A 26,995-nucleotide genomic window follows, 5' to 3' on the forward strand; every position below is an offset into this window, starting at 1 on the left:
GGTCTCCCCATACCACAACAACGAGGACCAAGGCCCGAAGCCACGGCTTGTTTCCCGGCAAGCCCTAACTACACGGCATTGGTTCTAGTACGCCTGAACCGGCGCCGCTCTCGCGGAGCAAAGGGGGGCGTATCGGTTCTGTCTCGGGACGTGGGACAACGGCCGGACACCGGCCTCGGGCGCATTACGCTTCCCTCATGACCACGCTTTCGCCGTACGACTCCATGTCCCCGGTCACCCGGGCCGCCTACCGCGCCAAGGCCGCAGCGGCCGACCTCGCCCCGCTGCCGCGGGCCGTGAAGGACGACGCGCTGCTCGCCATCGCGGACGCGCTGGAGGTCCGTACGAGTGAGATCGTCGAGGCCAACGCCGAGGACGTGGCCAGGGCCCGCGAGAACGGCACCAGCGAGGGCATGATCGACCGGCTCACGCTCACCCCGGAGCGGGTGCGCGCGATCGCCTCCGACGTACGCGACATCGTCGCCCTGCCCGACCCGGTCGGCGAGGTGGTGCGCGGCTCGACCCTGCCCAACGGCATCGACCTGCGCCAGGTCCGTGTCCCGCTCGGCGTCGTCGGGATCATCTACGAGGGCCGGCCCAACGTCACCGTCGACGCCGCCGCCCTGTGCCTGAAGTCCGGCAACGCGGCGCTGCTGCGCGGCTCCTCCTCGGCGTACGAGTCGAACACCGCGCTGGTGCGGGTGCTGCGCGACGCCGTCGGCGGGGCAGGGCTGCCCGCGGACGCCGTCCAGCTGGTGCCGGGGGAGAGCCGGGAGAGCGTGCGCGAGCTGATGCGCGCCCGCGGACTGGTCGACGTGCTGATCCCGCGCGGCGGCGCCTCGCTGATCAACGCGGTGGTCCAGGAGTCCACCGTCCCGGTGATCGAGACCGGCACCGGCAACTGCCACGTCTACGTCGACGCCCACGCCGACCTCGACATGGCCGTCGAGATCCTGATCAACTCCAAGGCCCAGCGGGTCGGCGTCTGTAACGCCGCCGAGACCCTCCTGGTCCACCAGGACATCGCCGCCGAGTTCCTGCCGCGCGCCCTGGACGCCCTCGCCGATGCCGGGGTCACCGTGCACGCCGACGAACGGGTGCTGGCCTACGCCAAGGACGCCAAGGCGGCCGTCGTCGAGGCGACGGCCGAGGACTGGGAGACCGAGTACCTCTCCCACGACATCGCCGCGGCGGTCGTCGACTCCCTCGACAAGGCCGTCGAGCACATCCGGCTGTGGACCTCCGGCCACACCGAGGCCATCGTCACGACCTCCCAGCAGGCGGCCCGCCGCTTCACCCAGCTGGTGGATTCCACGACCGTCGCGGTCAACGCCTCCACCCGCTTCACCGACGGCGGCCAGTTCGGCTTCGGCGCGGAGATCGGCATCTCCACGCAGAAGCTGCACGCCCGCGGCCCGATGGGGCTGCCCGAGCTGACCAGCACGAAGTACATCGTCACCGGGGACGGGCACGTAAGGCGCTGACGGGGCGCGGGCGGTGCGCGAGGATGCTCGCGGCCTTGTGCGCCGGATGAAAGATGGCTCACTTGGCGGATGAATTTCCATACCGTCTGCCCAAATTGAACCCTCAGGTCTACTCTGGAGGCGTGCCGGAGGACGTGGGGGGCACGCCGTTCCCTGACGGCTGGGAGCCCGACGACGACCACGACCGCGGGGTGTCGGACGAAGAGTTCGCCTCCGTGGTCTTCGACGAGGCCTTCGTACGCGCGGCCACGGTGCACGAGCCGACCGCCGTCGAACGCCTCCTGGCCGCCGCCCAGGCGCGAGCCGAGGCCTCCGAGGCCGAAGCGCGCCGCTCCCACGCGAGAGGCGAGCGCTACGACGACGGCTACGGCCCCGACGATCACGACGACCACGACGATTTCGGCCATGATCCGGAACTCGACGATCCGGACGACGTCTACGGCTACGACCGGCGCTACGCCCCGGGGCCGTACGGCAGGCAGGTCCGCTGGCACCGCCCCGTCGCCTGGATGCTCGCCCTCGTGATGGGCGTAGGCATGGTCGCGCTGGCCTTCGCCGCGGTGTATCGCGGCGCCTCCTCCGAGGGCAGCCGCGACCAGGTCCCCACGCCGCCCGCCTCCACCGGCCTCGAACAGGGCGGCGGCGCCAGCCCCTCCGCGTCCGCCGAGTACTCCCCGCCGGCCGTCCCGGTGATACCGCGCAACCCCTGATCAGCCCCCGCAGGAGCCCGCCGGCCGGTCTGCGGTTCTGGTGAGAACCTGTCAGAACTTGTCGTGTAGCAGGGCGTTTACCGGAGCCTCGGGCGACCTACCCTGAAGATATGGGAGGGCCTGGAGATCCACCTGAGGGGACACCCGAGGGCGCCCCCGGAGGTGGTGAGGACGAGTACCGATCCGTCGTCTTCGACGAATCGTTCGTCCGTGCTGCCCGCCTCCAGGAGTACTCCGCGCAGGAGCGCATGGCCGACCACGCGCCCGCCGTACGGCGCCGCCCGCCGCTGCGCCGCGGGCTGTCCCGGCAGGCGCTGATCCTCGTCGTGCTGGTCGCCGTCGCCTTCGGCACGGCGATCTACATGGGCGTACGGCACCCCTACCAGACGCCCGCCGCGCAGAAGCCCGCCGAGGCGCTGCGGATGACCGTCATCCCGCTCGCGCCGCAGAGCGCGGTACCCGGCGCCGCCGACCCCGAGAAGCTGTACGCCAACAGCCCGGCCGCGGACTTCCGGATCGGCGCCGAGGGCATCACCCTGCCGGCCGCGCGGCGCACCGCGCACTTCTCGGACAGCCAGGTCATGTCCGCGCTCACCACGGTCAAGGACTACATCGTGAAGTCCGCGCTGGATCCGACGGTGCTCGGCGGCGGGGAGGTGCGCGGGGTGCGGGTGCTGCTCGATCCCGACCAGCTCACTCAGTTCGACCAGAGCTTCGAGCATCCGGCCGTGGACGGACGGCACGCGCCGACCGGCTGGCTGGTGCGCTTCGACCCGTCCCGCGCCGAGCTGGCCGACCGCAAGATCCGGGTCCAGGGCACACTGCAGGCCGCCGAGGCCGACTCGTCCACCCTCGAGGTCACCGCGGACCACACCTTCGTGTACGCCCTGCGCCCGCCGGACACGGGGGGTGGGGCCACTGCCGGTGACAAGGCCGAGGCGGCCAAGACCGAGGCGTCGCTGTTCACCGTCCGCCGCGAGCTGCACTTCCGCTTCGACCGCGACGACCTGCGCCTCCACCAGGCCCAGCTGATCGTCTCCTACGTCCAGGCCGGCCCCCTGTCCTGCGCCGAGGACTCCGCGAACCACCTGCGCCCGCTGCTCGCCGGCCAAACCCCCAAGACCGGCGGCCCGGCCGGCACGAACCCCTACGCCACGGACAGCGCCACGGCCCTGTGCGGCTCCCTGTCGGCCAATGCCCAGCCGAGGGCCTGACGCGCGGCCGAGGGCCTGACGTCCGGCTGAGAGGGCCTGACGTCCGGCCGGAGGTCCGACGGCCCGCCCCCGTACCGCCCGCCTGTTTCTGCGCCGCTCACCACTTCCCGCCGCAGCGGCGATCAACACGACCGCGCGGCCCGGCGGTGCCGAACTCGCCGCAACCCATGCCGACCCGCCCGCTCACTCCTCGTCGCGCGGCGGCTGGTCCTTCGGCGACTCATCCCTCGGCGTCGAACTAGTGAAGCCCCCGAACCCGCGCCGCACCCGGTCGCCCAGATCCCCCGCACCGCCCGCGATGTCGGTGACCAGCTTCATCAGCGGGTCCTTGGAGCTCTTCACATGCGTGGCGTAGTGCGAGGCCGACTCCCGGAAGGAGTCCCGCACCGAGGTGTCCCTGTCCTCGTCCCGACCCGGGTAGTGACCGTCCATGATCCGCTGGTAGTCCCGGGAGGCGGCCCACTTCTTCAGCTCGGCCGCGCGCACGGTGGTGAACGGGTGGGACCGCGGCAGCACGTTCATGATCTTCAGCACGGAGTCGCGCAGATCGCCCCCGGCCTCGTACTCCTCGGCCTGCGCCAGAAACGCGTCCACGTTCATCTCGTGCAGATGGTTGCCGCCCGCGATCTTCATCAGGCCCCGCATCGAGGCCTCGAGGTCCTGCCCGACCAGCAGCCCCGCCCGGTCCGCGGACAGCTCCGACTTGCGGAACCACTCCCGCAGCGCCGTCACTATCGCCATGATCGCGATGTTGCCGAGCGGGATCCACGCGACCCGGACGGCGAGGCTCGTCAGGAACAGCAGGATCGTGCGGTACACGGAGTGCCCGGACAGCGCGTGCCCCGCCTCGTGGCCGACGACCGCCCGCATCTCCTCCTCGTCGAGCAGCTCGACCAGGCCCGTCGTGACGACGATGATCGGCTCGTCCAGGCCGATGCACATCGCGTTCGGCTGCGGATCCTGGTTGACGTACATCGGCGGGACCTTCTCCAGGTCCAGGATGTAACAGGCGTCCCGCAGCATGTCGTTGAGATGCGCGAACTGCTGGTCCGAGACGCGCACCGAGTCGGACAGGAACAGCAGCCTGAGACTGCGCTCCGGCAGCAGGCCGCTGAGCGCCTTGAACACCGTGTCGAAACCGCTCAGCTTGCGCAGCGCCACCAGCGCGGAGCGGTCGGCGGGATGCTCGTACGCGCGCGAGGAGATTCCGGGGAAGCGCCTGCGCTGCCTGCTCGGCACGTTCTCGTGCCCGTTGTGCTCGTGGCCGTCGGACATGTCGTCCCCCATGTGCGTCTGTGTGGCCTTTACAGCCTCTTGTGCGGCCCTTTGCGTCCCCCGAGCTGTGCCCAGCCTAGGCGGAGATACCGTGGACGGGCAGCACACGGAACGGAGTCCCCGCCATGGAGCACAACCCCGCAGCCACCTGGCTCATCGAGGCCGCCGAGCGGCAAGGGCCGGGGAATCTGCTCCGGGTCGTCCTGATCGTGATGGTCGTGGGCTGTGCGTTCACCGCGTGGTTCCTGCTGCGGGGCTACAGCCGGAAGGACGAATGAGACACCGGAAAGGTTCCCCGGCGGCGCTCCCGGGCGCCAACGGCGGGAGTCGGCGTGATCGCCCGAGTGGCGCCCGCTTACGATGAGCCGACGTCTTTATCCCGCCCACACCGGATAGGTCCTGCCGAAGATGAGCTTCCACAGCACCGCTGCCCAGTTGTTCACCCTCGCCGCCGAGGGCGAGGAGCACGGCGGCAACCACCAGAGCCTCAGCCCCTACGTCACCGGCGGCGGCGCGCTCCTGATCCTGCTGCTCATGCTGTGGATCACCACCCGCTTCAACCGCGACCGCTGACCTGCGCCGATGCCCTCAATGGGGTGCCCCAGGGGGGATCTGGCGGCCGGAGCGCCCAGGCCGGGCCGGTAGGGTCTGCACGCATGGGAGAGCAGGACATGCCTACCGGCCCGGCGAACAAAACGCCGAAGGGCACGGCGCAGGGCGCGCCGCGGGACACGGCCAGCGGCACCCGGAGCCACCCGGCCCCGGAGCCCGGCCGTGCCGACGGACCGAGCAGCGGCCCGGCGAACGCGGGCAAGCGCCGCCTGGGCGTCATGGGCGGCACCTTCGATCCGATCCATCACGGTCACCTCGTGGCGGCCAGCGAGGTCGCCGCGCAGTTCCACCTCGACGAGGTGGTCTTCGTCCCCACCGGCCAGCCGTGGCAGAAGATCCACCGCTCCGTCTCCCCGGCCGAGGACCGCTACCTGATGACGGTCATCGCGACCGCCGAGAACCCGCAGTTCTCGGTCAGCCGCATCGACATCGACCGCGGCGGCCCCACCTACACCGTGGACACCCTGCGCGACCTGCGCGCCCTCAACCCGGACACGGACCTCTTCTTCATCACCGGCGCCGACGCCCTGGCCCAGATCCTGACCTGGCGGGACAGCGAGGAGCTGTTCTCGCTCGCGCACTTCATCGGCGTGACCCGGCCCGGCCACCACCTGACCGACCCCGGCCTCCCCGAGGGCGGCGTCTCCCTCGTCGAGGTCCCCGCCCTCGCCATCTCCTCCACGGACTGCCGTGCGAGAGTCGCCAAGGGCGAACCCGTCTGGTATCTGGTGCCCGACGGAGTCGTGCGCTACATCGACAAACGCCAGCTGTACCGCGGCGAGTGAGGCGAGCGAGCCGAGAGGGGCACCGGTGAACGACCGATACGACGCGGGGTACGGGGGCGACCAGTCAGGCTACGGGGGCGAGTACGGCGAGTACGAACTCGTCGGCTACGACGAGTACGGTCGGCCGGTGTACCGGCAGGCCCCGGCGCAGCACCAGCGGCCACAGCAGCCGTACGACCCGTACGCACAGCAGAACGGCCGGCAGGGCTACGGCTACGACGCGTACACCACGGGCACCCAGCAGCCCGCACCGCCGTACGACCCCTACGGCACGGGCCGGCAGCCGCCCCCGACGCCGGCGCATGACCCGTACGCCACCGGCACACACCAGAGCGGCGCGGCGGCCCCGTCGTACGACGACCCCTACGACCGGCCGGCGGCCGGCGGGCAGCAGCGGCCCGTCCAGCAGACCGCGCAGGCCGCGCACATCCCGCAGCAGCCCGGCCCGCCCGAGCGGGACACGGGCGTGGAGCGGACCGAACGCGAGTACCACACCGAGCAGTTCGCCTTCGTCGAGGAACCGGACGGCGAGTCCGAGGACGTCATCGACTGGCTGAAGTTCACCGAGAACCGCACCGAGCGCCGCGAGGAGGCCAAGCGCCGCGCCCGCAACCGGGTCGTCGCCCTGGTCGTCGTGCTGGCGCTGGCCGCGGCCGGCGGCGTCGGCTACCTCTGGTACGCCGGGAAGCTGCCCGGCCTGTCGTCCGGCGGCTCCAAGGCCGGCACCGCGACCGCCGCCGGCGCCCAGAAGCGGGAGGTGATCGTCGTCCACCTGCACGACACCAAGAACGGCGGCACCTCCACGGCGCTGCTCGTCGACAACACCACCACCAAGCAGGGCACCACCGTCCTGCTGCCCAACTCGCTCGCCCTGACCGGCGACGACGGCAGCACGACCACGCTCGCCAAGTCCGTCGAGGACGACGGCTCCGACGGCACCCGCAGCGAGCTCGACACGGCCCTCGGCACCGACATCGAGGGCACCTGGCGGCTGGACACCCCCTACCTGCAGAACCTCGTCGACCTCGTCGGCAGCATCGAGGTCGACACCAACGCCGACGTGCCCGACCCGGCCGCCAAGAAGAAGGGCGAGGCGCCCCTGGTCAACAAGGGCAAGCAGCAGACCCTCAGCGGCAAGATGGCCGTCGCCTACGCCACCTACCGCGCCTCCGGCGAGCCGCAGAACGCCCAGCTGGAGCGATTCGGGCAGGTCATGCAGGGCGTGCTGCGCAAGATCTCCTCCGACCCGCAGGGCGCGACGACCACCATCCAGACACTCGCGCAGATCCTCGACCCCTCGCTCACCGACCGCGACCTCGGTTCCTTCCTGGCGCGGCTGTCCGACCTCGCCAAGGGCGGCGACTACAAGACCGCCCTGCTGCCCGTGCAGAGCGACGGCACGCTCAGCGCGCAGGCCAGCGCCGGCGTCGTCAAGGACATCCTCGGCGGCACCGCGAAGAGCCCCGACAAGAACGCGGCGGTCAGCGTCTCCGTGCGCAACGCCAGCGGGGTGAAGGACAACACCGAGAAGGCCCGGGTCGTGCTGGTCAACGGCGGCTTCACCTTCCTGGAGGGCGGCACGGCGTCCGCCTCCGCCAGGACGGAGGTGCTGTACGGCGACGCCGCCGAGAAGCAGAACGCCACCGAGGTCGCCAAGACCCTGGGCCTGCCCACCAGCGCTGTCACCAAGGGCACGGTGCCGGGGAGCGCGGACGTCGCGGTGGTCCTCGGCCAGGACTACGAGCCGTCCTCGCCCTAGCCGCCGTGAGACCCTTGTAGTCAACAGACCGCCGACGGGCTGCAATATGTGGGGTCCGCGACAATAGTGGCTGCGCCACGGGCTCCCACACCCCAGCCGTTACATGCTCCCGACCGAAAGCTTCGTAGTGACCGTTACCGACCGCTCTTTCGAGCTCATCACCACCGCCGCCCAGGCGGCCGCCGACAAGCTGGCACACGACGTCGTCGCCTACGACGTCAGCGACGTCCTGTCGATCACGGACGCCTTCCTGCTGGCCTCCGCGCCCAACGACCGCCAGGTCAAGTCGATCGTCGACGAGATCGAGGAACGGCTCCAGAAGGAGCTCGGCGCCAAGCCGGTGCGCCGCGAGGGCGACCGCGAGGCCCGCTGGGTCCTGCTCGACTACGTCGACATCGTCGTCCACGTCCAGCACAGCGAGGAGCGCGTGTTCTACGCCCTCGAGCGGCTGTGGAAGGACTGCCCCCAGGTCGAACTGCCCGCCGACGCCAGGGCGACCCGCGGCAAGGCCGAGGAGCACGCCCGGCAGCAGGAGGCGGAGGAGGCGGCGGAGCTGGACGGTGAGTGGCGATGAGCACCATCAGTGAGGCCGTGAAGGCCGGCCGCGGGCGCCGCGTCATCCTGTGGCGGCACGGCCAGACCGCGTGGAACGTGGAGCGCCGCTTCCAGGGCACCACCGACGTCGAGCTCACCGAGACCGGCGCCGCCCAGGCCCGCCGCGCCGCCCGGCTGCTCGCCTCACTGCGCCCCGACGCGATCGTCGCCTCCGACCTGCGGCGCGCCGCCGACACGGCCGCCGAGCTGGCGGCGCTCACCGGCCTCGACGTGACCCTCGACGAGGGCCTGCGCGAGACGTACGCGGGCGTCTGGCAGGGCCTGACGCACGACGAGATCATCGCCCGGCACGGCGAGGAGTACGCCGCCTGGAAGCGCGGCGAGCCCGTGCGCCGCGGCGGCGGCGAACTGGAGACCGAGGTCGCCGACCGCGCCGCCCCGGTCGTGCTCCGGTACGCCGAGAAGCTGCCCGACGACGGCACGCTCGTCGTGGCCAGCCACGGCGGCACGATCCGCACCACCATAGGCCGCCTCCTCGGCCTCGACCCGCACAACTGGGAGAGCCTCGGCGGCCTGACCAACTGCTGCTGGTCCGTCCTCGGCGAGGGCGCCCGCGGCTGGCGCCTGCTGGAACACAACGCCGGCACGCTGCCGGAGCCGGTGCTCGGCGACGACGACTGAGCGGGGCGCGGTGCGGGGGACCGGGCCGGGCGGTCGCGGCGGGGGCCGGATTTCACTTTCCGGCAGGTCGCAGGCTAAAGTTCTTCTTGTTCGCCCGGCCAGGCGGGAGGCGAAACAACATGCGGCTCCGCCGCATGCGAGGGGCTATAGCTCAGTTGGTAGAGCGCCTGCATGGCATGCAGGAGGTCAGGAGTTCAATTCTCCTTAGCTCCACAGACCACAAAAGAGCCGGTACGGATTCCGTACCGGCTCTTCGCGTACAGGGCAGCCGCGTTGGGGGTGCCGGAGACAAGTCGGCCGAACTCTTGCCCCTCCGACTTGAGTCACAAGGCCCCCCGGAGGCGTATACGTCTGCGCAGGGCCCTCTTGGCGTGCGGAGACGCCATGGCCGGAAGGCTGCCGTGTCCGGACTGGTACGCAGGCGTCGCTGACCGTATTGGTCCGGTCGTGGCAGAATCAAACGGCCGGAAGGGGGCGCGGCCCGACGGGAGGGAGTAGCGATGCCTGCGAGCATCTCCGAGGAGGTCGGCCACCTCCTCGGTGCGGCGTTGGTACGGGATACGGTGACCCGTCTCCTCTGCCCTTCCTGCGGTTCCGTCCATGTGGCCCAAGTGCTCGGCGACAACGGCGGAATCTCCTACGTGTGCACGTCCTGCGGCCACAGCTGGAGCTGATCGATGGGTGCACACAGGCGAAAGTGCGACTGGTGCGGCAGCGGTACGCCGATCGTCCGTGACATGGAGCCGGTCAATCCGGACTACCAGTACTGGTGCGAGGAGTGCGCGCGGGCGCTGATCATAAAGGGCGACCCGATCGAGACGTACCGGGAACTGGAGGGCGAGCCGATCTACGGCCGTCTCCTCGAAGAGCACTGCACGCTCAAACGGTTCTACTCGTTCGTCACCGCCTGACCCCGGCGACGCGAGGCCGCCAGTCCTGGTCGTGGCCGCCCGGAACGGAAACGATTTGGTGTTGGGCCGGGTGGACCGTGTAATGTTGGCGTCGCTGCCAGGGAGACCGGGCGGCCATCGCGAGGGGCTATAGCTCAGTTGGTAGAGCGCCTGCATGGCATGCAGGAGGTCAGGAGTTCAATTCTCCTTAGCTCCACAAGCAGATCCCGCAGGGTCTTCCGGACCCGGCGGGATCTTCCCGTTTCCGGAGGCTGTCAGGGCGTCAGAGGCGGTCGAGGAAGGACCGGAGCGCCGGGTGTCGGCGCCCGGCACGATCAGCGTGGGGCCCGCAGGGCGACGGTGCCGCCGAGCCCCGTGCCGCCGACCACGGCCCGTTCCAGGCCGAGGTGGGCCAGCAGGGCGACGACGTCCGCGACGTACTGGGCCCACGTGTGGCGGGCGGGATCGGCGCAGACCGAGCGGCCGTAGCCGCGGACGTCGGGCAGGACTTCGGTGGCGTCGGCCAGCAGCCGGGCCAGCGGCAGCAGGCTGCGGTGGTCCGGGCCGCGGCCGTGCAGCAGGACCAGCGCCGGGCCCGTCCCGATGCTCACGGCGTGTAAGGGGCCGCCCGCTCAGCGGGCGGCCCCTTACTTGTGTGCGGGGACGTCAGCGGCCGAGGGCGCGGCGGCCCCGGCCCTGGGACAGGACCGGCAGGTTGTTGCGGGACTGCTGCTGCCCGCGCGTGTCCTCCTCGATGCGCAGGGCGAGCGCCGGGCAGCGCCGCACCGCGCGCATCGCCTTCGCCTCGGCGTGCGGGGGTATCTGCGCCTGGGCGACCGTCGGGAAGCCGTCGGCGCCCATCTGGAAGACCTCCGGCAGGATGTCCGCGCACAGGCCGTGGCCCCGGCACAGCGTCCAGTCGACGTAGATCTTCTGGCGGCTGGGGCCGTACTCCCCGGCCGCTCCGCCGCCCGGGATGCCCGTCGGGGCCTTGCCGTCCTCGAACAGCGGCAGAACGCCCTCCACGGGCCGCCCGCAGCCGTTTCCGAGGACGTGCGCGGCCAGGTCGTCCGTGAATGCCTTGATGGTCGACTCCAGGAACATCGCCGAGCCGTCCGGGTGCGAGCACGCGCCGCGCCGCTTGACGTTCTTGGCGACCTGCTTGAGCGCCTCCAGGGCGGCCGGGCCGCCGCCGCCCAGGATGTCCTCCAACCCGCGCGCGGCGGCCGGCAGACCGAGATAGCAGGGGCCGCACTGGCCCGCGCTCTCCTCCGCCAGCCACTGCGCCACCCGCAGCGACTCGCCCAGCGGACAGGTCTCCTGACTGATCGGCACAATCGCGCCGGCACCGAGCGAACCGCCCACGGCGTCCAGGGAGTTGCGCGAGACGATCGCCTCGTTGACCGTCGCCGAGTCGATCCACTTGCCGTGGTAACCGCCCGTCAGTACGCCCTGCGGTACCGGCGGGGCGCCGGCGAGCTGCAGGACGTAGCGCAGCGGTACCCCGGTCGGCACCTCGATCACCATCGGGCGGGCGACCGCGCCGGACACCGTGAGCATGACGGTGCCGGGCTCGTCGTACAGGCCGGTGTTGCCGTAGCGCTCCGGGCCGATGCGGGCGGCGATCGCCAGCTGGGCGAAGGTCTCGGCGTTGGACAGCAGCGTGGGTGCGCCGCCGACGCCGCTCTGCGAGGCGCTGATCTTGCGGCCGGGCGGGATCGCCGGGCCGCCGTCGATGGAGCGGATCAGCGAGGCGGCCGCACCGGTGACCATGCGCACGGGATTGCGCTGCACACGCGCGCGTAGTGCCGATCTGCGGCCGTTGCTCAGGCCGCGTTCGGCGAGCGCGGCCTCCATGGACCGTTGCGTGGACTCACGGGTGACCCCCACCACGAGCGTGCGGGCACCCAGCGCCTCCGCGCACAGCAGCGCGCCGTCCAGGATGAGGTGCGGGGCACGGTTGATGAGCACCGTGTCCTTGCGGCAGGCGGGCTCGTCCTCGCTGCCGTTGATGACCACGACCGGGCGTACGCCGCGTTTGATCGCCGACTCGGCGACCGAGCGCAGCTTCTTGTGGAACGGGAAGCCCGCGCCGCCGCGGCCCTTGAGGTTGATGCGTTCGGCGAGCTGCGCGAGCTGTTCGCCACCCATGGGTTCGAGCGGCCCGTGCACCTTCAGGTGCATGGGCAGGTCAAGTCGTTCGACAAGGTCGAAGCCCGACGTCAGCTGCGGAAGGCCGACGACGCGGACCTCGGGGACGTCGGGCAGGGCCTCGTTCACTTAAAGCCTCCGGAAGGCGTGTTCCAAGGTTCGCCCGAACCCGGTGCCTCGAAGTCGTAGGAGGCGCCGGGCAGTGTGTCAGTGGCGGGACCGCTGTTGTACGTGTCATTCGGGTTGTACGTGTCGTAGACGGCGTTTGTCTCACCGGTGTCGTACACATCACTCGACCCGTAGCCCGATGCACCCGCATTGCCGTAGACCGGGATGTTGTATCCGGTGTCGTTGAGCGGGTCGTACGCCGACGGGGGCGCCTCGCCGACGGGCGGCGGGGACGGGATCGGCCAGCTGCCCGAGGTGCTGCCGCCGCCGTCGCCGCGCGGCATGGACTCCGTGGGCTGCATGTCCAGCGGCAGGTCGATGCGCGTCTGGTCGGCCCTGAAGGGCTGCGCGGCGGCGGGCTGCTGCTGGGCGCGCGGGGGCGCCGACACGGCACGGTAGGCGGCAGCGAAGCCGCCCGTGGACTCGACGGAGGGGAAGCTGCCCGTGTCCGTGGGGGACAGGCGCTCCGCGGGCTCGTACAGGGGCGCGGACGGCGTCTGCGGGCGCGACCAGTCGGGGCGCTGGTTCTCGTAGCCCGGCAGCGCGGACTCGGCGGCGCGGGCCCGGCTCTCCTCCAGCGCCTCCCGGCCGGGCAGCTCCTCGGTGCCGAGGAGCGAGGCGAGCCGGTCGGCGACCGTCCGCTTGATCGGACGGGGCGCCGTGCGCAGGGCGAGCGCGCCCATGACCGCGACCACGGACAGGCCGTAGAGGATCATGAAGACCGGCTTGGCCGCGCGACCCGCGTAGAGGCCGTGCACCAGCGCCGCGCACCAGGCCGGATAGGCCAGCATGTGCATGGCCCGCCAGCGCGCCGCGACGGGCGCCGGGGAGGCGAAGCGGTTGCGCATGGCGCCGGTGACGCCCACGAAGAGCAGGAGCAGGCCGGCCAGGGTGCCGAGGCCGATGAGGAAGGCCCGGCCCCAGGCGGCTTCGTCCGTGGCCAGCAGCCCGAACGGGATCAGCGCGGCGATCCACGAGGTGTGTTCCAGTACCAGCTTGACGCCGATGTGCACCAGGAGGAAGACGATCGAGGCGACCGCGGTCGTGCGGTGCACCGCCTGGGCCAGGATCCGCTGGCGGGTGTCGAGCAGGACCCGGTCCTGGGCGACGAGCCCCCAGATCACCGAGGCACTGAGACACACGAGCGACAGGACGCCCACGCCGAAGTTGAGGAAGTTCGCGAACGTGTCGTCCATCGTGCTGTCCGTCGTCACGACGCACCTCCCTGCAGCGCGACGAGGGGTATGACCAGCAAGGGGGCAGCCGGCGCCGCCGCGCGGGCCGGCTGGCCCGGGGCGGGTGGCGGGCTGTTGTTGAGACGAGGGTTCATGGGGGGCAACTCCGAGCAGTTCGGGAAAGCGGTCCCGCTGCCGCACTCTAAGCGGCTCCATACCGATGGGTACGAGGTTTGAGTTATTGCGTTGTTATCTACGGGCCGCCGGAGGCTCGTGGTGTCCCTTAGTGGCCGTTACGCGAAGTAACATTTGAACCTTGTTCACGTTTTCGACGTCTTCATACCCCGACGTACGGGGGGAACGGCCCGGCCGTTCATCTAGCGGGCCCGATACCGGGCCCCGACCCGGAAGCCCGTCGCGGTACGCTCCGGCGCTGCGGTACCCTGACGCCATGCGTGCCGTACGCCCTCTGCTTAGCGGGCCGCGCTGATCAGTCCCGACCCCCGGGTGAGACGGGTGGTCGGAATCGGCGCGGCGTCCCCTCCTGTGCGAGGGGATTTTTCGTTTCTTGAACGTCATACCGCCCGGCAGAGACGATCGATGGAGCTTTGAGGATCATGAGCGAGACGAACCCCGCTGCCGCCGAGGTGGCGGCGCCGCACCGCTACACGGCCGCCATGGCGGCCGAGATCGAGGCACGCTGGCAGGACTTCTGGGACGCCGAGGGCACCTACGAGGCGCCCAACCCCAGCGGCGACCTGGCGGGCGAGCCCGGGCTGGTCGCCCGGCCCAAGAAGTTCATCATGGACATGTTCCCTTACCCGTCCGGTGCGGGCCTGCACGTCGGCCACCCGCTGGGCTACATCGCCACCGATGTCTTCGCCCGCTTCCACCGCATGACCGGCCACAACGTCCTGCACACCCTGGGCTTCGACGCCTTCGGCCTGCCCGCCGAGCAGTACGCCGTGCAGACCGGCACGCACCCGCGCGTGTCCACCGAGGCCAACATCGAGAACATGACCGTCCAGCTGCGCCGGCTGGGCCTGGGCCACGACAAGCGCCGGTCGTTCGCCACGATCGACCCGGCCTACTACAAGTGGACCCAGTGGATCTTCCTGCAGATCTTCAACTCCTGGTACGACGAGGAGGCCCGCAGGGCCCGCCCGATCTCCGAGCTGATCGCCCAGTTCGAGTCCGGTGGGCGCGCCGTGCCCGGCGGCCGTTCCTGGAGCGGGCTGAGCGTCGCCGAGCAGGCCGACCTCCTGGGCGAGTACCGGCTGGCCTACGCCTCCGACGCGCCGGTCAACTGGTGCCCGGGCCTGGGCACCGTGCTGGCCAACGAGGAGGTCACCGCCGACGGCCGCTCAGAGCGCGGCAACTTCCCGGTCTTCAAGGCCAAGCTGCGCCAGTGGAACATGCGCATCACCGCCTTCGCCGACCGGCTGCTGGAGGACCTGGAGGAGCTGGACTGGCCCGAGGCCATCAAGCTGCAGCAGCGCAACTGGATCGGCCGCTCCGAGGGTGCCCGTGTCGACTTCCCGATCGACGGCGAGCGCATCACGGTCTTCACCACCCGTCCGGACACCCTGTTCGGCGCGACCTACATGGTGCTGGCGCCCGAGCACCCGCTGGTCGAGAAGTTCACCCCGGACGCCTGGCCCGAGGGCACGCACGACGCGTGGACCGGCGGCCACGCGAGTCCCGCCGAGGCCGTCGCCGCCTACCGCGCGCAGGCCGCCGCGAAGTCCGACGTCGAGCGCCAGGCCGAGGCCAAGGACAAGACCGGCGTCTTCATCGGCGCCTACGCCACCAACCCGGTCAACGGCGAGAAGATCCCGGTCTTCATCGCCGACTACGTCCTGATGGGCTACGGCACCGGCGCGATCATGGCCGTCCCGGCCGGTGACCAGCGCGACTTCGAGTTCGCGCGCGCCTTCGAGCTGCCGATCCCCTGCATCGTCGAGCCGACCGACGGCCGCGGCACCGACACCTCGACGTGGGAGGACGCCTTCGCGGCGTACGACGCGAAGATCACCAACTCGGCGAACGACGAGGTCAGCCTGGACGGCCTGCCCGTAGCCGAGGCCAAGGCGCGCATCACCGAGTGGCTGGAGCGCAAGGGCATCGGCGAGGGCACGGTCAACTTCCGGCTGCGCGACTGGCTGTTCAGCCGTCAGCGCTACTGGGGCGAGCCCTTCCCGATCGTCTACGACGAGGAGGGCGTCGCGCACGCCCTGCCCGAGTCGATGCTGCCGCTGGAGCTGCCCGAGGTCGAGGACTACTCGCCGCGCACCTTCGAACCGGACGACGCCGACACCGAGCCCGAGACGCCGCTGTCGCGCAACGAGGACTGGGTCAACGTCACACTGGACCTGGGCGACGGTCCGAAGCGGTACCGGCGTGAGACCAACACCATGCCCAACTGGGCCGGTTCCTGCTGGTACGAACTGCGCTATCTGGACCCGCGCAACGACCAGAAGCTGGTCGACCCGGAGATCGAGCAGTACTGGATGGGCCCGCGCGAGGGCCAGCCGCACGGGGGCGTCGACCTGTACGTGGGCGGCCAGGAGCACGCCGTGCTGCACCTGCTGTACGCGCGCTTCTGGTCCAAGGTCCTGCACGACCTGGGGCACGTCTCCTCGGCCGAGCCGTTCCACAAGCTGTACAACCAGGGCATGATCCAGGCCTACGTCTACCGCGACAGCCGCGGCATCGCGGTGCCGGCCGCCGAGGTGGAGGAGCGCGACGGCGCCTACTACTACGGCGGCGAGAAGGTCACCCGACTGCTGGGCAAGATGGGCAAGTCCCTGAAGAACGCGGTCACTCCGGACGAGATCTGCGCCGAGTACGGCGCCGACACGCTGCGCCTGTACGAGATGGCCATGGGCCCGCTGGACGTGTCGCGGCCGTGGGACACGCGCGCGGTGGTCGGCCAGTTCCGGCTGCTGCAGCGGCTGTGGCGCAACGTCGTCGACGAGGAGACCGGCGCCGTCACCGTCGTCGACGCCGAGGGCGCCGACATCGACGAGGAGACGCTGCGCGCCCTGCACAAGGCGATCGACGGGGTGCGCGGGGACCTGGAGGGCATGCGGTTCAACACCGCCATCGCCAAGGTCACCGAGCTGAACAACCACCTGACCAAGACGGGCCGCCCGGTGCCGCGCCCGGTCGCCGAGTCGCTGGTGCTGATGGTCGCGCCGCTGGCGCCGCACATCGCCGAGGAGCTGTGGCGCAAGCTGGGCCACACGGACTCGGTCGTCCACCAGGACTTCCCGGTGGCGGACCCGGCGTACGTCGTCGACGAGACGGTGACCTGCGTGGTCCAGGTCAAGGGCAAGGTCAAGGCGCGCCTGGAGGTCTCGCCCGCCATCTCCGAGGACGAGCTGGAGAAGGTCGCGCTGACCGACGAGAAGGTCGTCGCCGCGCTGGGCGGGGCCGGGATCCGCAAGGTGATCGTGCGGGCGCCGAAGCTGGTGAACATCGTGCCGGCCTAGTTGGCCCAGTGGGGCCTGGTCGGCCCGCGGGCTCGGGGGCGCGTGCCCCGAGGTGGTCGGGCGGTTGGTCGGTCGGGTGGCCGGTCCCCTAGGGGATGGTGCGGGTCTTCGTACGGGCAGGTTCGGGGTTCTCTCGGAACTCCGAACCTGCCCGTTGCGTTTACCGTGGAAGAGCGACGTGATGGTGCCCTTGGTGGCCGGAGGAGGAGCTGGTGGAAGCAGTGATCGCAGTGTTCGCCCTGCTCTTCGTGCTCTTCGTCGTGCTCGGCGCCTACGCCACGGTGAAGGTGGTCGGCGCGGCCAAGCGCAGCGTGGACCGCAGCATCACCCAGGCCCGCCGCACAGTCGAGGACCACACCCTGCGGGCCAAGTCCTTCGCCCAGCCCGGCCCGGCGGGCGAGATCGCCCAACTGCGGCTGAAACTGCGCAGCTCGATGCGCGCCACCCAGGACGCGCTGCACGCGGCCGTCGCCGAGGACGAGTCCCTCAAGGAGTCCCTCGGCCTCTTCGAGCGCCTCAGCGCGCACGGACACGAACTGGACGACGAACTGCGCCGCCTGGAGGCCGAGCCGGACCGCACCGCGCTCGCCGAGCGGCTGCCCGGCCTGCGCGAGCGCACCGAGCGCATCACCGGCTCTGCCGACACACTGCGCTGGGCGGCCCGCGACCGCGCGCGCCGCTTCGCCGACGACGATCTGGACACGCTGAGCGCCCAGATCGACATGGAGGCCGGAGCCCTGCGGCACTGGACGACCGAGGAGCCCCCGCCGCCGGCGCAGACGTCCTCCTCGTCCTCCACTTCCGCCCCGCCGCCGTCCGTGCCGACGCCGCCGCCCTGGCCCGAGGCCCCCGCCGCCGACAGCCCGGCGGCCGGGCAGACCTGGCGGGAGCCCTCGCAGCAGAGCCCGGTGGAGGAGCCGACGCGGCCCGCCATCACCCCGCCGGCACCCCGGCCGACCTACCCCTGGCAGAAAAAGACCCGCCCCGAGAGCACCACTTGACCCAGCCACGCGCGCACCGGCGCACAGGGGGCGGACTGCCGCGCGGGCGATACGCCAGGTAACCTCCAGCTCATGTCCCGCCATGTCGCGATCGTCACCGATTCAACGGCCTACCTGCCGGCCCGGTCGATGGAGCGTCACGGCATCACGGCAGTGCCCCTGACCGTGGTCCTGGGCGACCGCGCGCTGGAGGAGGGCACCGAGATCTCGACCCGGTCCCTGGCCCAGGCCCTGCAGAAACGGCGCCCGGTGACCACCTCGCGGCCCAGCCCCGAGCTCTTCGCGCAGACCTATCGCAAGGTGGCCGAAACCGGCGCCACCGGCATCGTCTCCCTCCACCTCTCCGCCGAGCTGTCCGGTACGCACGACGCGGCGGTCGTCGCGGCGCGCGAGGCGCCGGTGCCGGTGCGGGTGGTGGACACCGGCATGGTCGCGATGGCGCTCGGGTTCTGCGCGCTGGCCGCGGCGGAGACGACGGAGTCGGGCGGCACGGTGGACGAGGCGGTCACGGCCGCGCAGAAGCGGGCCGCGGGCACCTCCGCCTACTTCTACGTCGACACCCTCGACTATCTGCGCCGGGGCGGCCGGATCGGTGCCGCGCAGGCGCTGCTCGGTTCGGCGCTGGCCGTGAAGCCGCTGCTGCAACTCGACGGCGGCCGGATCGAGCTGCTGGAGAAGGTGCGGACGGCGTCCAGGGCGATCGCCCGGCTGGAGGAGATCGCGGCCGACCGCGCGGGCAGTGCGCCCGTCGACATCGCCGTCCACCACCTCGCCGCCCCCGACCGGGCCTCGGCTCTGGCGGACCGGCTGCGCGGGCGGGTGCCGGGGTTGGCGGATCTGCATGTGAGCGAGGTCGGGGCGGTGATCGGGGCGCATACGGGGCCTGGGTTGCTGGGGGTTGTGGTTTCGCCTCGGTGACGGAGGGTCAGGGGTGGTGGTGCGGGGCGCTGCCCGGAGGTCTGCTCAGGGGGCTGCCCAGGTCTGCCCAGGGTCTGCCCAGGGGGCCGTCACCCACATGAGGGGCGGAGTTATCCACAACTGGGTGCTGGTCCACGGAACTTGACCAAGATCATCGCGGATGTGCCGGGCTGTCCGATCCTCGTCGCATGGCACTTCGATCACGTTCACGCACAGCTTCCGCGACGAGCGGACCGGGCCGTGGACCCGGGTCCGACGTCCGCACCCGTCATGGCCGTCCGCACGCTCCTCGGGGCGTACGGGCACGGCGTCGCCGCGCGTCGGCGGACGAACTCCGCCGCCGCTCGGAGGTGATCTTCGCCGAACGTGGCGGGGAGTGGCGGGAGTCGGGGACGGGGCCGCCGGGTGAGGTACGCCGTCCGGTCGGGGTGCGGCATCCGGTCGCGGTGCGGAATCCGGACGACGTGCTGCATTCGGACGGGGTTCGGTGGGCCGAGGACGACGCGGGCGTTGGGGTTGCAGGGGGCGTCCGGACCGCAGAGGGCTCGCGAACCGCTGCCGGCGCGCAGGACGGTGAGGACTCTCGGGTCGCTGGGGATGGCCGAGTTGTCAAGGGCGTCGGGGGCGTCGGGGGCGTCGGAGGCGTTGGCGACGTCAAGGACGGCCTGGACGCCAGGCCCGATCGGGCGGCGGGGGCGGACTGGAGGCGGAAGGCCGGGCTGGCGCTGCGGGAGCGGATGCCGGTGTGGTTGCAGGCGAGGTGCGGGCTGGAGCGGCGGAGCGTGCTCGCCCTGACCGTGGTGCTCGTCGTCGCCGCGGTGTTCGCCGTGCAGCACTTCTGGTCCGGCCGGACCCAGTCCGTGCGCGCGCCGGAGGTGGTGCGGGCGGCGGCGCCGTACGGGGAGCAGCGGGCCGGCAAGGCGAGCGGGGCGGGCACGCCGACCGGTCCGCCCACGGCCACGGGCACGCCCGGGCCGGAGATCGTGGTGGACGTCAGCGGGAAGGTGCGCGAGCCCGGGATCCATCGTCTGCCGGCCGGTTCGCGCGTGGTGGACGCCCTGCGCGCGGCCGGCGGGGTGCGGCCGGGCACGAAAACCGACGGCCTCAACCGCGCCCGGTTCCTCGTCGATGGCGAGCAGGTGATCGTCGGCGGTCCGGCTCCCGCCGCCGGCTCCGGTACGGGCGGCACGGCAGCCGGAGGCCCTGCCGGTCCCGCCGGATCGGCGGCGGGAGCGGTGCCCGCGGCGCCGGTCTCGCTCAACACGGCCACGGTGGACCAGCTCGACACCCTGCCCGGCGTCGGACCTGTGCTGGCCCGGCACATCATCGACTACCGCACCCAGCACGGCGGTTTCCGCTCGGTCGACGAGCTGCGCGAGGTCAACGGCATCGGCGACCGCCGCTTCGCCGACCTGCGGAACCTGGTGCGGCCATGAGCCGGGTACCCGAGCCGCCGGGACACGCGCTGCCGGGCGCCCCGGCCGTGGACAACGAGCGCCGGGAGACGCCGGGATCCACGACGCCGCCCGACCCCGCCACGGTCGCTGACAGCAGTCGGACGCGGGCGCGGCGCTCCGTGCACATCGCCTCCGGGAAGCGGCTCGGGTCGGCACACCCACGGCAGGAGGGACCGACGGACCTCCGCCTCGTACCGCCCGCGCTGGCGACCTGGGCGACGGCGGCACTGACGCTGGACGCCCCGCCCGGCTGGGTCACCGGTGTCGTGGTGGTCTGCCTGGCGGCGGCCGGCGTACTGCTGGTGGTACGGCGGCGTGGTGCACGGGGTGGGGCAGGCGAGCGAGCCCGTGCCGCCGCGCGTACCTGGCCGCGTGTGTCCGTGGCCGCCGTGCTGCTGTGTGCCGCCGCGGCTGCGGCCTCGGCCGGGCTGCACGGGGCGGATCTGCGGCGTGGGCCGGTGCCGGGGCTGGCGCGGGAGTATGCCACCGTGACCGCCGAGGTCGAGGTGACCTCCGATGCGCGGCTGAGCCGGCCGCGGGTCACCGGGAACCGTGTGGCGCCGACCGCGGTGCTGATCGAGGCCGACGTGCGGCGCGTGGAGGAGGCCGGCGGGACGGCGGCGGTCACGCGGGTGCCGGTACTGATGATCGTCGACGCCGGTGCGTGGGCCACAGCTGCCGAAGAGGGCCCGCAACTGTCCGAACGCTCGCCCTGGCTCGGCCTGTTGCCCTCCACCCGGCTGCGGGTCACCGCGCGGCTGGCACCCCCTGCGGTGGGCGGCGACCGGGTCGCGGCCGTGCTGCGGGTACGGGACCGGGCGGCGCCCCGGGTGGTGGGGGAGCCGTCGGGGCCGCAGCGGCTCGCGGGCCGGCTGCGGGCCGGGCTGCGCGAGGCCACCGACGGTTTGCCGACGGACGCGCGGGCGCTGCTGCCGGGGCTGGTCGTCGGGGACACCTCGCGGATCACTCCGGAGCTGGACGAGGCCTTCAAGGAGACCGACCTCGCGCACACGCTGGCCGTCTCCGGCGCCAACTTCACGATCATGCTCGCCCTGCTTCTCGGGCCGCCCGGTCTGGCGCAGCGGGTCGAGCGGCGCGGCCTGGCGCCCCGGCTCGGCATCTCGCTGCGCACCACCGCGCTGCTGGGCGGCAGCCTCACGCTCGCCTTCGTCGTGGTGTGCCGGCCCGACCCGAGCGTGCTGCGGGCGGCGGCCTGCGGCAGCGTCGCGCTGCTCGCGCTCGCCACCGGACGCCGCAGATCACTGATCCCGGCACTGGCCACGGCCATCCTGCTGCTGGTGCTGTACGACCCGTGGCTGGCCCGCAGCTACGGCTTCCTGCTCTCCGTCCTGGCCACCGGCGCCCTGCTCACGCTCGCGCCGCGCTGGAGCCGGGCGCTGCGCCGGCGCGGAGTTCCGCCACGGTGGGCGGAGGCGCTGGCCGCGGCAGGGGCCGCGCAGGCCGTGTGCGCGCCGGTCGTGGCGGTGCTGTCGGCGCGGGTGAGCCTGGTGGCGGTGCCGTGCAATCTGCTCGCGGAGTTCGCGCTCGCGCCGGCCACGGTGCTGGGCTTCGCCGCGCTGGCGGCGGCGCCGGTGGCGATGCCGGTGGCCAAGGCGCTGGGGTGGTGCGCGAGTTGGCCCGCCGAGTGGATCGCCGGTGTCGCCCGGACCGGGGCCGCGCTGCCTGGCGGGGGAGTGGACTGGCCGGGCAGTTGGGGCGGGGCGGCGCTGCTCGCCCTGGTGACCCTCGCCGTGCTGCTCGTCGGCCGGCGGCTGCTGAGGCATCCCTGGTGGTGTGCCGCGTGCGGGTTGCTGCTGGTGTCGGCGGTGGTGCAGCCGCCGCCGCTGACCCGGCTGATCACGGGCTGGCCGCCGCCGGGCTGGCGGCTGGCGATGTGCGACGTGGGGCAGGGCGACGCGCTGGTGCTCGCGGCGGGCGAAGGTACCGGAGTGGTCGTGGACGCCGGACCCGATCCGGGGCTCGTCGACCACTGCCTGCGCTCCCTCGGCATCACCCGGGTCCCGCTGGTCGTGCTCACCCACTTTCACGCCGACCACGTGGCGGGGCTGCCCGGCGTGCTGCGCGGGCGCACGGTGGGCGCCATCGAGACGACCGGCCACGAGGAACCCGTGGGACAGGCCGAGTTCGTCCGCAGACAGGCGGCGGCCCGGCGTATCCCCGTCACCCGTGCCGTCGCCGGGGAGCGGCGGCGCACCGGCGCGCTGTCCTGGCAGGTGCTGTGGCCGCCGCCGGACCCGGCGCCCGCACCGGAGGGACCGAACGACGCCAGTGTCACCCTGCTGGTCCGCTCGGCCGGGCTGCGGCTGCTGCTGCTCGGGGATCTCGAACCCCCGGCCCAGCAGGCGCTCGCGAGATCGCCCGCGGCGGCGGAGCTGGCGGGCGTGGACGTGCTGAAAGTCGCCCATCACGGCTCGGCGTACCAGGAACCCGACCTGATACGCCGGGTGGCGCCGCGGCTGGCGTTGATCTCGTGCGGCCGGGACAACCCGTACGGGCATCCGGCGCCCAGCACGCTCGTGGCCCTGCGCGCCGGGGGCGCCGTGGTGCTGCGGACGGACCGGGACGGGGCGCTGGCGGTCGCCGGGGCGGGCGCGGAGCTGCGGGTGGCGCGAGACTGAGGGCATGGGATCTGTGCAGACTGGGGTCATGGATTCCGTACAGGTCGACGCCTATCTCCGCCGCCTGGGAGCCGAGCACCCGGACCGGCCCACCTCCGATGTCCTGCGCGAGCTGCATCTGCGCCATCTGCGGACCGTGCCGTTCGAGAACCTGTCCATTCACCTCGGAGAGGAGATCGTGCTGGAGGAGAAGCGCCTGCTGGACAAGCTGGTGGGCGCGCGGCGGGGCGGGTTCTGCTACGAACTCAACGGCGGCTTCGGGGTGTTGCTCACCGCGCTGGGCTTCGACGTCACCCTGCTCGCGGCGCGCGTGTACGGGCCCGACGGGCGGCTCGGGATCCCGCACGACCATATCGCGCTGCGGGTGCGGACGGAGGACGGGGGTGACTGGCTGGCCGACATCGGGTTCGGGACGCACAGTCATTGTCCGCTCGCGTTCGGGGAGCGGGGCGAACAGGCGGATCCCGGCGGCACGTTCCGGATCGCCGAGGCGGGGCCGGACCGGGCCGGGGTGCGTGGCGGGTCCGACCCGGTGGGGGCCGGGGACCTGGATGTCATCCGGGACGGCAGACGCGAGTACCGGCTGGAGGTGCGGCCGCGGGTGCTCGGCGACTTCGTGGCCGGGGCGTGGTGGCACAGCACGTCGCCACGGTCGCACTTCACGCAGTCCCTGGTCTGTTCTCGGATCACGCAGGACGGAGGGAGGATCACGCTCAGTGGCCGCAGACTGACGGTGACGGCCGCCGACGGGGCGAAGGACGTACGGGAACTGGAGGAGGACGAGGAGGTGCTCGCGGCGTACAGGGAGCGGTTCGGGATCGAGCTCGGCGAGGTGCCCATAGTGCGGACTCCCGACCGGGACGGCTAATTCGCATCACAGAGGGCTACTTCTGCGTAGTACCAGCACATGTGCTGGTTTCCCGCGGTCCGGACGCGTGTTGCTCGAAAGCCTCATGAGTGGTCGAATGCATCTTCGTCAATCGGACGTCGAGTCGCAGAGGTGTCGTGCATGTTGAGCCGCTGGGTGGGGCGTACCCGGACGAACCGGGTGCAGCGGATGAGTCCTCTGGCGTCTGTGCGGACCGCGCCGCATGCCGGGGTGCTGAGTTGCCGGGTGCTGGATCCGGTCAACGCGCCGGTGACGCATGCCGAGTTCGCGGTCAGCGACACCATGGGACGGACGGTGGTCAGCGGGGGCGCGGATCCCTACGGGTCGTTCGTGACGACGCTTCCCGCGGGGGAGTACCGGCTCGCGGTGTCGGCCGAGGGGTACACGCCGTACCGGGCGACCGCGATGGTCACCGAGGATTCGCTGGCCTCGCTCGGTGACGTGACCCTGCAGGTGGCCCGCCCGCCGGAGCTGCCGTCGCCGGGTGACTGGGAGATCGAGCCGACGCACTCCGCGATCGCCTTCACCGCGCGGCACATCGGGCTGGCCCGGATTCACGGGCGGTTCAACTCCTTCGCGGGGGTGGTGCGGGTGGCCGAGCCGGTGGAGCGGTCGGCGATGCATGTGGTGATCGACGCGGCGTCCATCGACACGAACGTGAAGATGCGCGACGACCATCTGCGCTCCGCCGACTTTCTGGATGTGGCGCGCTTTCCGACGCTGGAGTTTTACAGCGATCGGTTCGCGCATCGGGGCGGTAACCGGTGGGCGGTCACCGGGGCGCTGTCTCTGCACGGGGTGACGCGTACGGTCACGCTGGACACGGAGTATCTGGGGCTCGGCAACGGCATGGAGGGGGAGATGCGGGCGGCGTGCCGGGCGTCCACCGAGTTGCGCCGGGACGACTTCACGGTGAGCTGGCAGACGATGCTGGCGCGGGGGATCGCGGTGGTGGGGCCGAGCATCAAGGTCGATCTGGATGTGCAGCTCGTCCCCAAGAGGTGAGCTTGGAAAATGGGCTCGTGAGCGATGTGAGACATGTGCTGGTGCTGCCCGATCGTGATGCCGCGGAGGAGGTTGCGCAGGCGCTTGGGGAGCGGTTCGGGGTGCGGGAGGAGCCGCAGTTGGTGCGGGATGCGCTGGCTGGGGAGGACGATGCGGAGGATGCGCAGTGGCTGGTTGTGCTGCGGGATGAGGAGGGCCGGCTCGATCCGGGGGAGCTGGATGAGTTTGTGGGGGAGTGGGAGGGGTGGCGGGAGGAGCCATAGCGGGGCGGTTGCCCGGCGTGAGTACTGGCCGGGAAGTGGGTCGCGCAGCCCGGCGCTGCGGGATGCCGCCCTGGGGGCCTGCGAGCTGCGTCCGGGCGTCGTTGTCAGTGGGCCGTGGGATGCTTGTCGCGATGGCCAGGAAGAATGCGAATGATGATCCGCTTGCCCCTGTGACGGTTGCCGTGGGGCAGGAGGAGTTGTTGCTTGATCGGGCCGTGCAGGAGATTGTGCGGGCTGCGAAGGCTGCCGATGCCGACACGGACGTGCGGGAGTTGGCGTCGGAGCAGTTGCAGCCGGGGACGCTCGCGGAGTTGACGAGTCCGTCGCTGTTCGCTGAGCGCAAGGTCGTGGTCGTACGCAATGCGCAGGATCTGTCGGCTGACACGGTCAAGGACGTGAAGGCGTATCTGGGGGCGCCGGCCGAGGAGATCACGCTCGTGCTGCTGCACGCGGGTGGGGCCAAGGGCAAGGGGCTGCTGGACGCCGCGCGCAAGGCGGGGGCGCGGGAGGTGGCGTGCCCCAAGATGACCAAGCCGGCGGACCGGCTGGCGTTCGTGCGGGGAGAGTTCCGCGGCACCGGGCGGTCGGCCACGCCCGAGGCCTGCCAGGCGCTCGTGGACGCGATCGGGAGCGATCTGCGGGAGCTGGCGTCCGCCGTGTCCCAACTGGTCGCCGACGTGGAGGGGACGATCGACGAGGAGGTCGTCGGGCGGTACTACACCGGCCGTGCCGAGGCCTCAAGCTTCACCGTCGCCGACCGTGCGGTCGAGGGGCGGGCGGCGGAGGCGTTGGAGGCGCTGCGCTGGTCCCTGGCGACCGGTGTGGCGCCCGTGATGATCACCAGCGCGCTCGCACAGGGTGTGCGGGCGATCGGGAAGCTGTCCTCGGCGCGCGGGGGCCGGCCCGCCGACCTCGCCCGTGAGCTGGGCATGCCTCCCTGGAAGATCGACCGTGTGCGGCAGCAGATGCGGGGGTGGACACCGGACGGGGTCGCCGTGGCGCTGCGCGCGGTCGCGGAGGCCGACGCCGGGGTGAAGGGCGGCGGCGACGACCCGGAGTACGCCCTGGAGAAGGCGGTCGTGACGATCGCGCGGGCGGCCCGGTCGAGAGGCAGGGCGTAGGCCACCCGTAAGCCCACCCGCAGCGCCTGTGTCCACGCACAGCCCACCCCCGCGCTGCCCACCTGCGGCTCGCGCACAGTGCATCTGCAGTCCGCTGTGACCCGTACGCAGCCGACCGGCAGTCCGCTTGTATCCGGCGCTGCCCATCCGCAGTCCGCAGTGGCCCGTGCGCAGCCCACCGGCAGCAGCGCGCCTGTGTCCCAGCCGCAGCCCATCCGCAGCAGCGCGCCTGTGTCCCAGCCGCAGCCCACCTGCAGCACAGCCGGTGATCCAGTCGCCTCAACCGCCCCGGCGAGGACAATCAGAGATGTCAGCCCACCAACGCCGAACACACGGAAGGTGGCGGTTGTCATGGCTGAACACCCCCACGCCCAGATCGTCCGCAAGGGCTACGAGGCCTTTGTGCGCGGTGACATGGACAGCTTGCGCGGCCTGATGACCGGGGACTGCGCCCACCACGTGCCGGGCAGCCACCCGCTGTCGGGCGACTTCAAGGGGCAGGACGCGATCGTCGACATGTACCGGCGGCTCTTCGAGGAGACCGCCGGGACGATCCAGGTCGATCTGCGCAACATCCTCGTCGACGGCCGGGGGCACGCGGTCTCCGTGCACCGCTTCACCGCCGAACGGGGCGGAAAGCGGCTCGACGAGACCGGCGCCCTCGTCTTCCGGATCGTCGGGGACAAGTTGACCGACATCGACGAGTGCGTCGAGGACATCGACAGCAGCAACGAGTTCTGGACGTGACC

Annotated in this window: 25 protein-coding genes and 2 tRNA genes; 23 read left to right on the forward strand and 4 right to left on the reverse strand. The window is 71.8% G+C overall.

Annotation, left to right across the window (positions count from 1 at the left end):
• The first annotated feature begins 197 nt into the window (after nucleotides 1-197).
• The 3 genes from H8R17_RS18260 to H8R17_RS18270 all read left to right on the forward strand — a co-directional run bounded on the left by H8R17_RS18260 (nucleotide 198) and on the right by H8R17_RS18270 (nucleotide 3,408).
• On the forward strand, nucleotides 198-1,484 hold the full coding sequence (locus H8R17_RS18260; protein ID WP_187824276.1) for a glutamate-5-semialdehyde dehydrogenase: 1,287 nt from the start codon (nucleotides 198-200) through the stop codon (nucleotides 1,482-1,484).
• Nucleotides 1,485-1,537: 53 nt separating this feature from the next.
• The gene (locus H8R17_RS18265) at nucleotides 1,538-2,194 is read left to right on the forward strand and encodes a hypothetical protein (protein WP_262505333.1); all 657 of its coding nucleotides are present in this window, start codon (nucleotides 1,538-1,540) and stop codon (nucleotides 2,192-2,194) included.
• Nucleotides 2,195-2,304: 110 nt separating this feature from the next.
• Nucleotides 2,305-3,408, forward strand: a complete 1,104-nt coding sequence (locus H8R17_RS18270) for a hypothetical protein (protein WP_187824278.1) — start codon at nucleotides 2,305-2,307, stop codon at nucleotides 3,406-3,408.
• Nucleotides 3,409-3,591: 183 nt separating this feature from the next.
• On the opposite strand, the gene H8R17_RS18275 is transcribed toward H8R17_RS18270, so the two are convergent.
• Entirely contained in the window at nucleotides 3,592-4,695 is a 1,104-nt protein-coding gene (locus H8R17_RS18275; protein ID WP_262505334.1) for a M48 family metallopeptidase, read from the reverse strand.
• A gap of 113 nt (nucleotides 4,696-4,808) precedes the next feature.
• On the opposite strand from H8R17_RS18275, the gene H8R17_RS18280 reads away from it, so the two are divergent.
• The 10 genes from H8R17_RS18280 (at nucleotide 4,809) to H8R17_RS18325 (ending at nucleotide 10,182) form a co-directional block, all read left to right on the forward strand.
• Nucleotides 4,809-4,961 (forward strand): hypothetical protein, encoded by a 153-nt coding sequence (locus H8R17_RS18280; RefSeq protein ID WP_187824279.1) that lies wholly within the window; start codon nucleotides 4,809-4,811, stop codon nucleotides 4,959-4,961.
• A 130-nt stretch (nucleotides 4,962-5,091) separates the two neighbouring features.
• Nucleotides 5,092-5,256 carry a hypothetical protein gene (locus H8R17_RS18285; RefSeq protein WP_187824280.1) on the forward strand — a complete coding sequence of 55 codons (165 nt, stop codon included), beginning with the start codon at nucleotides 5,092-5,094 and terminating at the stop codon, nucleotides 5,254-5,256.
• An 83-nt stretch (nucleotides 5,257-5,339) separates the two neighbouring features.
• On the forward strand, nucleotides 5,340-6,080 hold the full coding sequence (gene nadD / locus H8R17_RS18290) for a nicotinate-nucleotide adenylyltransferase (RefSeq protein WP_187824281.1): 741 nt from the start codon (nucleotides 5,340-5,342) through the stop codon (nucleotides 6,078-6,080).
• A gap of 25 nt (nucleotides 6,081-6,105) precedes the next feature.
• Nucleotides 6,106-7,839: a LytR C-terminal domain-containing protein gene (locus tag H8R17_RS18295; RefSeq protein ID WP_187824282.1), complete on the forward strand. Its 1,734-nt coding sequence runs from the start codon at nucleotides 6,106-6,108 to the stop codon at nucleotides 7,837-7,839.
• A gap of 127 nt (nucleotides 7,840-7,966) precedes the next feature.
• Complete coding sequence (gene rsfS, locus H8R17_RS18300; RefSeq protein WP_187824283.1) at nucleotides 7,967-8,413, forward strand: ribosome silencing factor; 447 nt, start codon at nucleotides 7,967-7,969, stop codon at nucleotides 8,411-8,413.
• A complete protein-coding gene (locus tag H8R17_RS18305) occupies nucleotides 8,410-9,075 on the forward strand; it encodes a histidine phosphatase family protein (protein ID WP_187824284.1) in 666 nt (221 codons plus the stop codon). Before rsfS ends, H8R17_RS18305 begins: the two co-directional genes overlap by 4 nt.
• Nucleotides 9,076-9,215: 140 nt before the next feature.
• Nucleotides 9,216-9,288: transfer RNA gene (locus tag H8R17_RS18310), tRNA-Ala, on the forward strand.
• Nucleotides 9,289-9,575: 287 nt separating this feature from the next.
• Entirely contained in the window at nucleotides 9,576-9,749 is a 174-nt protein-coding gene (locus tag H8R17_RS18315; protein ID WP_187824285.1) for a hypothetical protein, read from the forward strand.
• Nucleotides 9,750-9,752: 3 nt separating this feature from the next.
• A complete protein-coding gene (locus tag H8R17_RS18320; protein ID WP_003976229.1) occupies nucleotides 9,753-9,986 on the forward strand; it encodes a hypothetical protein in 234 nt (77 codons plus the stop codon).
• A gap of 123 nt (nucleotides 9,987-10,109) precedes the next feature.
• A tRNA-Ala gene (locus H8R17_RS18325) sits at nucleotides 10,110-10,182 on the forward strand.
• Between the two features lie 118 nt (nucleotides 10,183-10,300).
• On the opposite strand, the gene H8R17_RS18330 is transcribed toward H8R17_RS18325, so the two are convergent.
• The 3 genes from H8R17_RS18330 to H8R17_RS18340 are packed head-to-tail and all read right to left on the reverse strand — an operon-like array spanning nucleotide 10,301 to nucleotide 13,480.
• On the reverse strand, nucleotides 10,301-10,576 hold the full coding sequence (locus tag H8R17_RS18330; RefSeq protein ID WP_187824286.1) for an alpha/beta fold hydrolase: 276 nt from the start codon (nucleotides 10,574-10,576) through the stop codon (nucleotides 10,301-10,303).
• Nucleotides 10,577-10,631: 55 nt separating this feature from the next.
• On the reverse strand, nucleotides 10,632-12,245 hold the full coding sequence (locus tag H8R17_RS18335; protein ID WP_187824287.1) for an NADH-ubiquinone oxidoreductase-F iron-sulfur binding region domain-containing protein: 1,614 nt from the start codon (nucleotides 12,243-12,245) through the stop codon (nucleotides 10,632-10,634).
• Nucleotides 12,242-13,480 (reverse strand): cytochrome b/b6 domain-containing protein, encoded by a 1,239-nt coding sequence (locus tag H8R17_RS18340; RefSeq protein WP_187824357.1) that lies wholly within the window; start codon nucleotides 13,478-13,480, stop codon nucleotides 12,242-12,244. Before H8R17_RS18340 ends, H8R17_RS18335 begins: the two co-directional genes overlap by 4 nt.
• Before the next feature lie 596 nt (nucleotides 13,481-14,076).
• On the opposite strand from H8R17_RS18340, the gene leuS reads away from it, so the two are divergent.
• The 10 genes from leuS to H8R17_RS18390 all read left to right on the forward strand — a co-directional run bounded on the left by leuS (nucleotide 14,077) and on the right by H8R17_RS18390 (nucleotide 26,993).
• Nucleotides 14,077-16,953 carry a leucine--tRNA ligase gene (leuS, locus tag H8R17_RS18345; RefSeq protein ID WP_187824288.1) on the forward strand — a complete coding sequence of 959 codons (2,877 nt, stop codon included), beginning with the start codon at nucleotides 14,077-14,079 and terminating at the stop codon, nucleotides 16,951-16,953.
• 212 nt (nucleotides 16,954-17,165) lie between these two features.
• Nucleotides 17,166-17,954: a hypothetical protein gene (locus H8R17_RS18350; protein ID WP_187824289.1), complete on the forward strand. Its 789-nt coding sequence runs from the start codon at nucleotides 17,166-17,168 to the stop codon at nucleotides 17,952-17,954.
• A gap of 72 nt (nucleotides 17,955-18,026) precedes the next feature.
• Nucleotides 18,027-18,872: a DegV family protein gene (locus H8R17_RS18355; RefSeq protein WP_187824290.1), complete on the forward strand. Its 846-nt coding sequence runs from the start codon at nucleotides 18,027-18,029 to the stop codon at nucleotides 18,870-18,872.
• Nucleotides 18,873-19,222: 350 nt separating this feature from the next.
• On the forward strand, nucleotides 19,223-20,308 hold the full coding sequence (locus tag H8R17_RS18360; protein WP_399476902.1) for a helix-hairpin-helix domain-containing protein: 1,086 nt from the start codon (nucleotides 19,223-19,225) through the stop codon (nucleotides 20,306-20,308).
• Between the two features lie 140 nt (nucleotides 20,309-20,448).
• On the forward strand, nucleotides 20,449-22,968 hold the full coding sequence (locus H8R17_RS18365; protein WP_316959447.1) for a ComEC/Rec2 family competence protein: 2,520 nt from the start codon (nucleotides 20,449-20,451) through the stop codon (nucleotides 22,966-22,968).
• Nucleotides 22,969-22,996: 28 nt separating this feature from the next.
• Complete coding sequence (locus H8R17_RS18370; RefSeq protein ID WP_187824293.1) at nucleotides 22,997-23,836, forward strand: arylamine N-acetyltransferase; 840 nt, start codon at nucleotides 22,997-22,999, stop codon at nucleotides 23,834-23,836.
• Between the two features lie 189 nt (nucleotides 23,837-24,025).
• The gene (locus tag H8R17_RS18375) at nucleotides 24,026-24,862 is read left to right on the forward strand and encodes a YceI family protein (RefSeq protein ID WP_399476905.1); all 837 of its coding nucleotides are present in this window, start codon (nucleotides 24,026-24,028) and stop codon (nucleotides 24,860-24,862) included.
• A 17-nt stretch (nucleotides 24,863-24,879) separates the two neighbouring features.
• On the forward strand, nucleotides 24,880-25,125 hold the full coding sequence (locus H8R17_RS18380) for a hypothetical protein (RefSeq protein ID WP_187824295.1): 246 nt from the start codon (nucleotides 24,880-24,882) through the stop codon (nucleotides 25,123-25,125).
• Between the two features lie 131 nt (nucleotides 25,126-25,256).
• Complete coding sequence (gene holA, locus H8R17_RS18385) at nucleotides 25,257-26,246, forward strand: DNA polymerase III subunit delta (RefSeq protein ID WP_187824296.1); 990 nt, start codon at nucleotides 25,257-25,259, stop codon at nucleotides 26,244-26,246.
• A gap of 351 nt (nucleotides 26,247-26,597) precedes the next feature.
• Nucleotides 26,598-26,993 (forward strand): nuclear transport factor 2 family protein, encoded by a 396-nt coding sequence (locus H8R17_RS18390; protein WP_187824297.1) that lies wholly within the window; start codon nucleotides 26,598-26,600, stop codon nucleotides 26,991-26,993.
• The last annotated feature ends 2 nt before the right edge of the window (nucleotides 26,994-26,995 follow it).

Origin of the sequence: Streptomyces sp. TRM68367 (assembly GCF_014495685.1) — a bacterium.
In the GTDB taxonomy this organism is placed as follows: Bacteria; Actinomycetota; Actinomycetes; order Streptomycetales; family Streptomycetaceae; genus Streptomyces.

Bases quoted from the DNA above. Each gene is read 5' to 3' on its own strand.
- H8R17_RS18260 (WP_187824276.1), top strand. From the start codon at position 198: ATGACCACGCTTTCGCCGTACGACTCCATGTCCCCGGTCACCCGGGCC.
- H8R17_RS18265 (WP_262505333.1), top strand. From the start codon at position 1,538: ATGGCTCACTTGGCGGATGAATTTCCATACCGTCTGCCCAAATTGAAC.
- H8R17_RS18270 (WP_187824278.1), top strand. From the start codon at position 2,305: ATGGGAGGGCCTGGAGATCCACCTGAGGGGACACCCGAGGGCGCCCCC.
- H8R17_RS18275 (WP_262505334.1), bottom strand. From the start codon at position 4,695: ATGGGGGACGACATGTCCGACGGCCACGAGCACAACGGGCACGAGAAC.
- H8R17_RS18280 (WP_187824279.1), top strand. From the start codon at position 4,809: ATGGAGCACAACCCCGCAGCCACCTGGCTCATCGAGGCCGCCGAGCGG.
- H8R17_RS18285 (WP_187824280.1), top strand. From the start codon at position 5,092: ATGAGCTTCCACAGCACCGCTGCCCAGTTGTTCACCCTCGCCGCCGAG.
- nadD (WP_187824281.1), top strand. From the start codon at position 5,340: ATGGGAGAGCAGGACATGCCTACCGGCCCGGCGAACAAAACGCCGAAG.
- H8R17_RS18305 (WP_187824284.1), top strand. From the start codon at position 8,410: ATGAGCACCATCAGTGAGGCCGTGAAGGCCGGCCGCGGGCGCCGCGTC.
- H8R17_RS18315 (WP_187824285.1), top strand. From the start codon at position 9,576: ATGCCTGCGAGCATCTCCGAGGAGGTCGGCCACCTCCTCGGTGCGGCG.
- H8R17_RS18320 (WP_003976229.1), top strand. From the start codon at position 9,753: ATGGGTGCACACAGGCGAAAGTGCGACTGGTGCGGCAGCGGTACGCCG.
- H8R17_RS18340 (WP_187824357.1), bottom strand. From the start codon at position 13,480: ATGGACGACACGTTCGCGAACTTCCTCAACTTCGGCGTGGGCGTCCTG.
- leuS (WP_187824288.1), top strand. From the start codon at position 14,077: ATGAGCGAGACGAACCCCGCTGCCGCCGAGGTGGCGGCGCCGCACCGC.
- H8R17_RS18355 (WP_187824290.1), top strand. From the start codon at position 18,027: ATGTCCCGCCATGTCGCGATCGTCACCGATTCAACGGCCTACCTGCCG.
- H8R17_RS18370 (WP_187824293.1), top strand. From the start codon at position 22,997: ATGGATTCCGTACAGGTCGACGCCTATCTCCGCCGCCTGGGAGCCGAG.
- H8R17_RS18375 (WP_399476905.1), top strand. From the start codon at position 24,026: ATGAGTCCTCTGGCGTCTGTGCGGACCGCGCCGCATGCCGGGGTGCTG.
- holA (WP_187824296.1), top strand. From the start codon at position 25,257: ATGGCCAGGAAGAATGCGAATGATGATCCGCTTGCCCCTGTGACGGTT.
- H8R17_RS18390 (WP_187824297.1), top strand. From the start codon at position 26,598: ATGGCTGAACACCCCCACGCCCAGATCGTCCGCAAGGGCTACGAGGCC.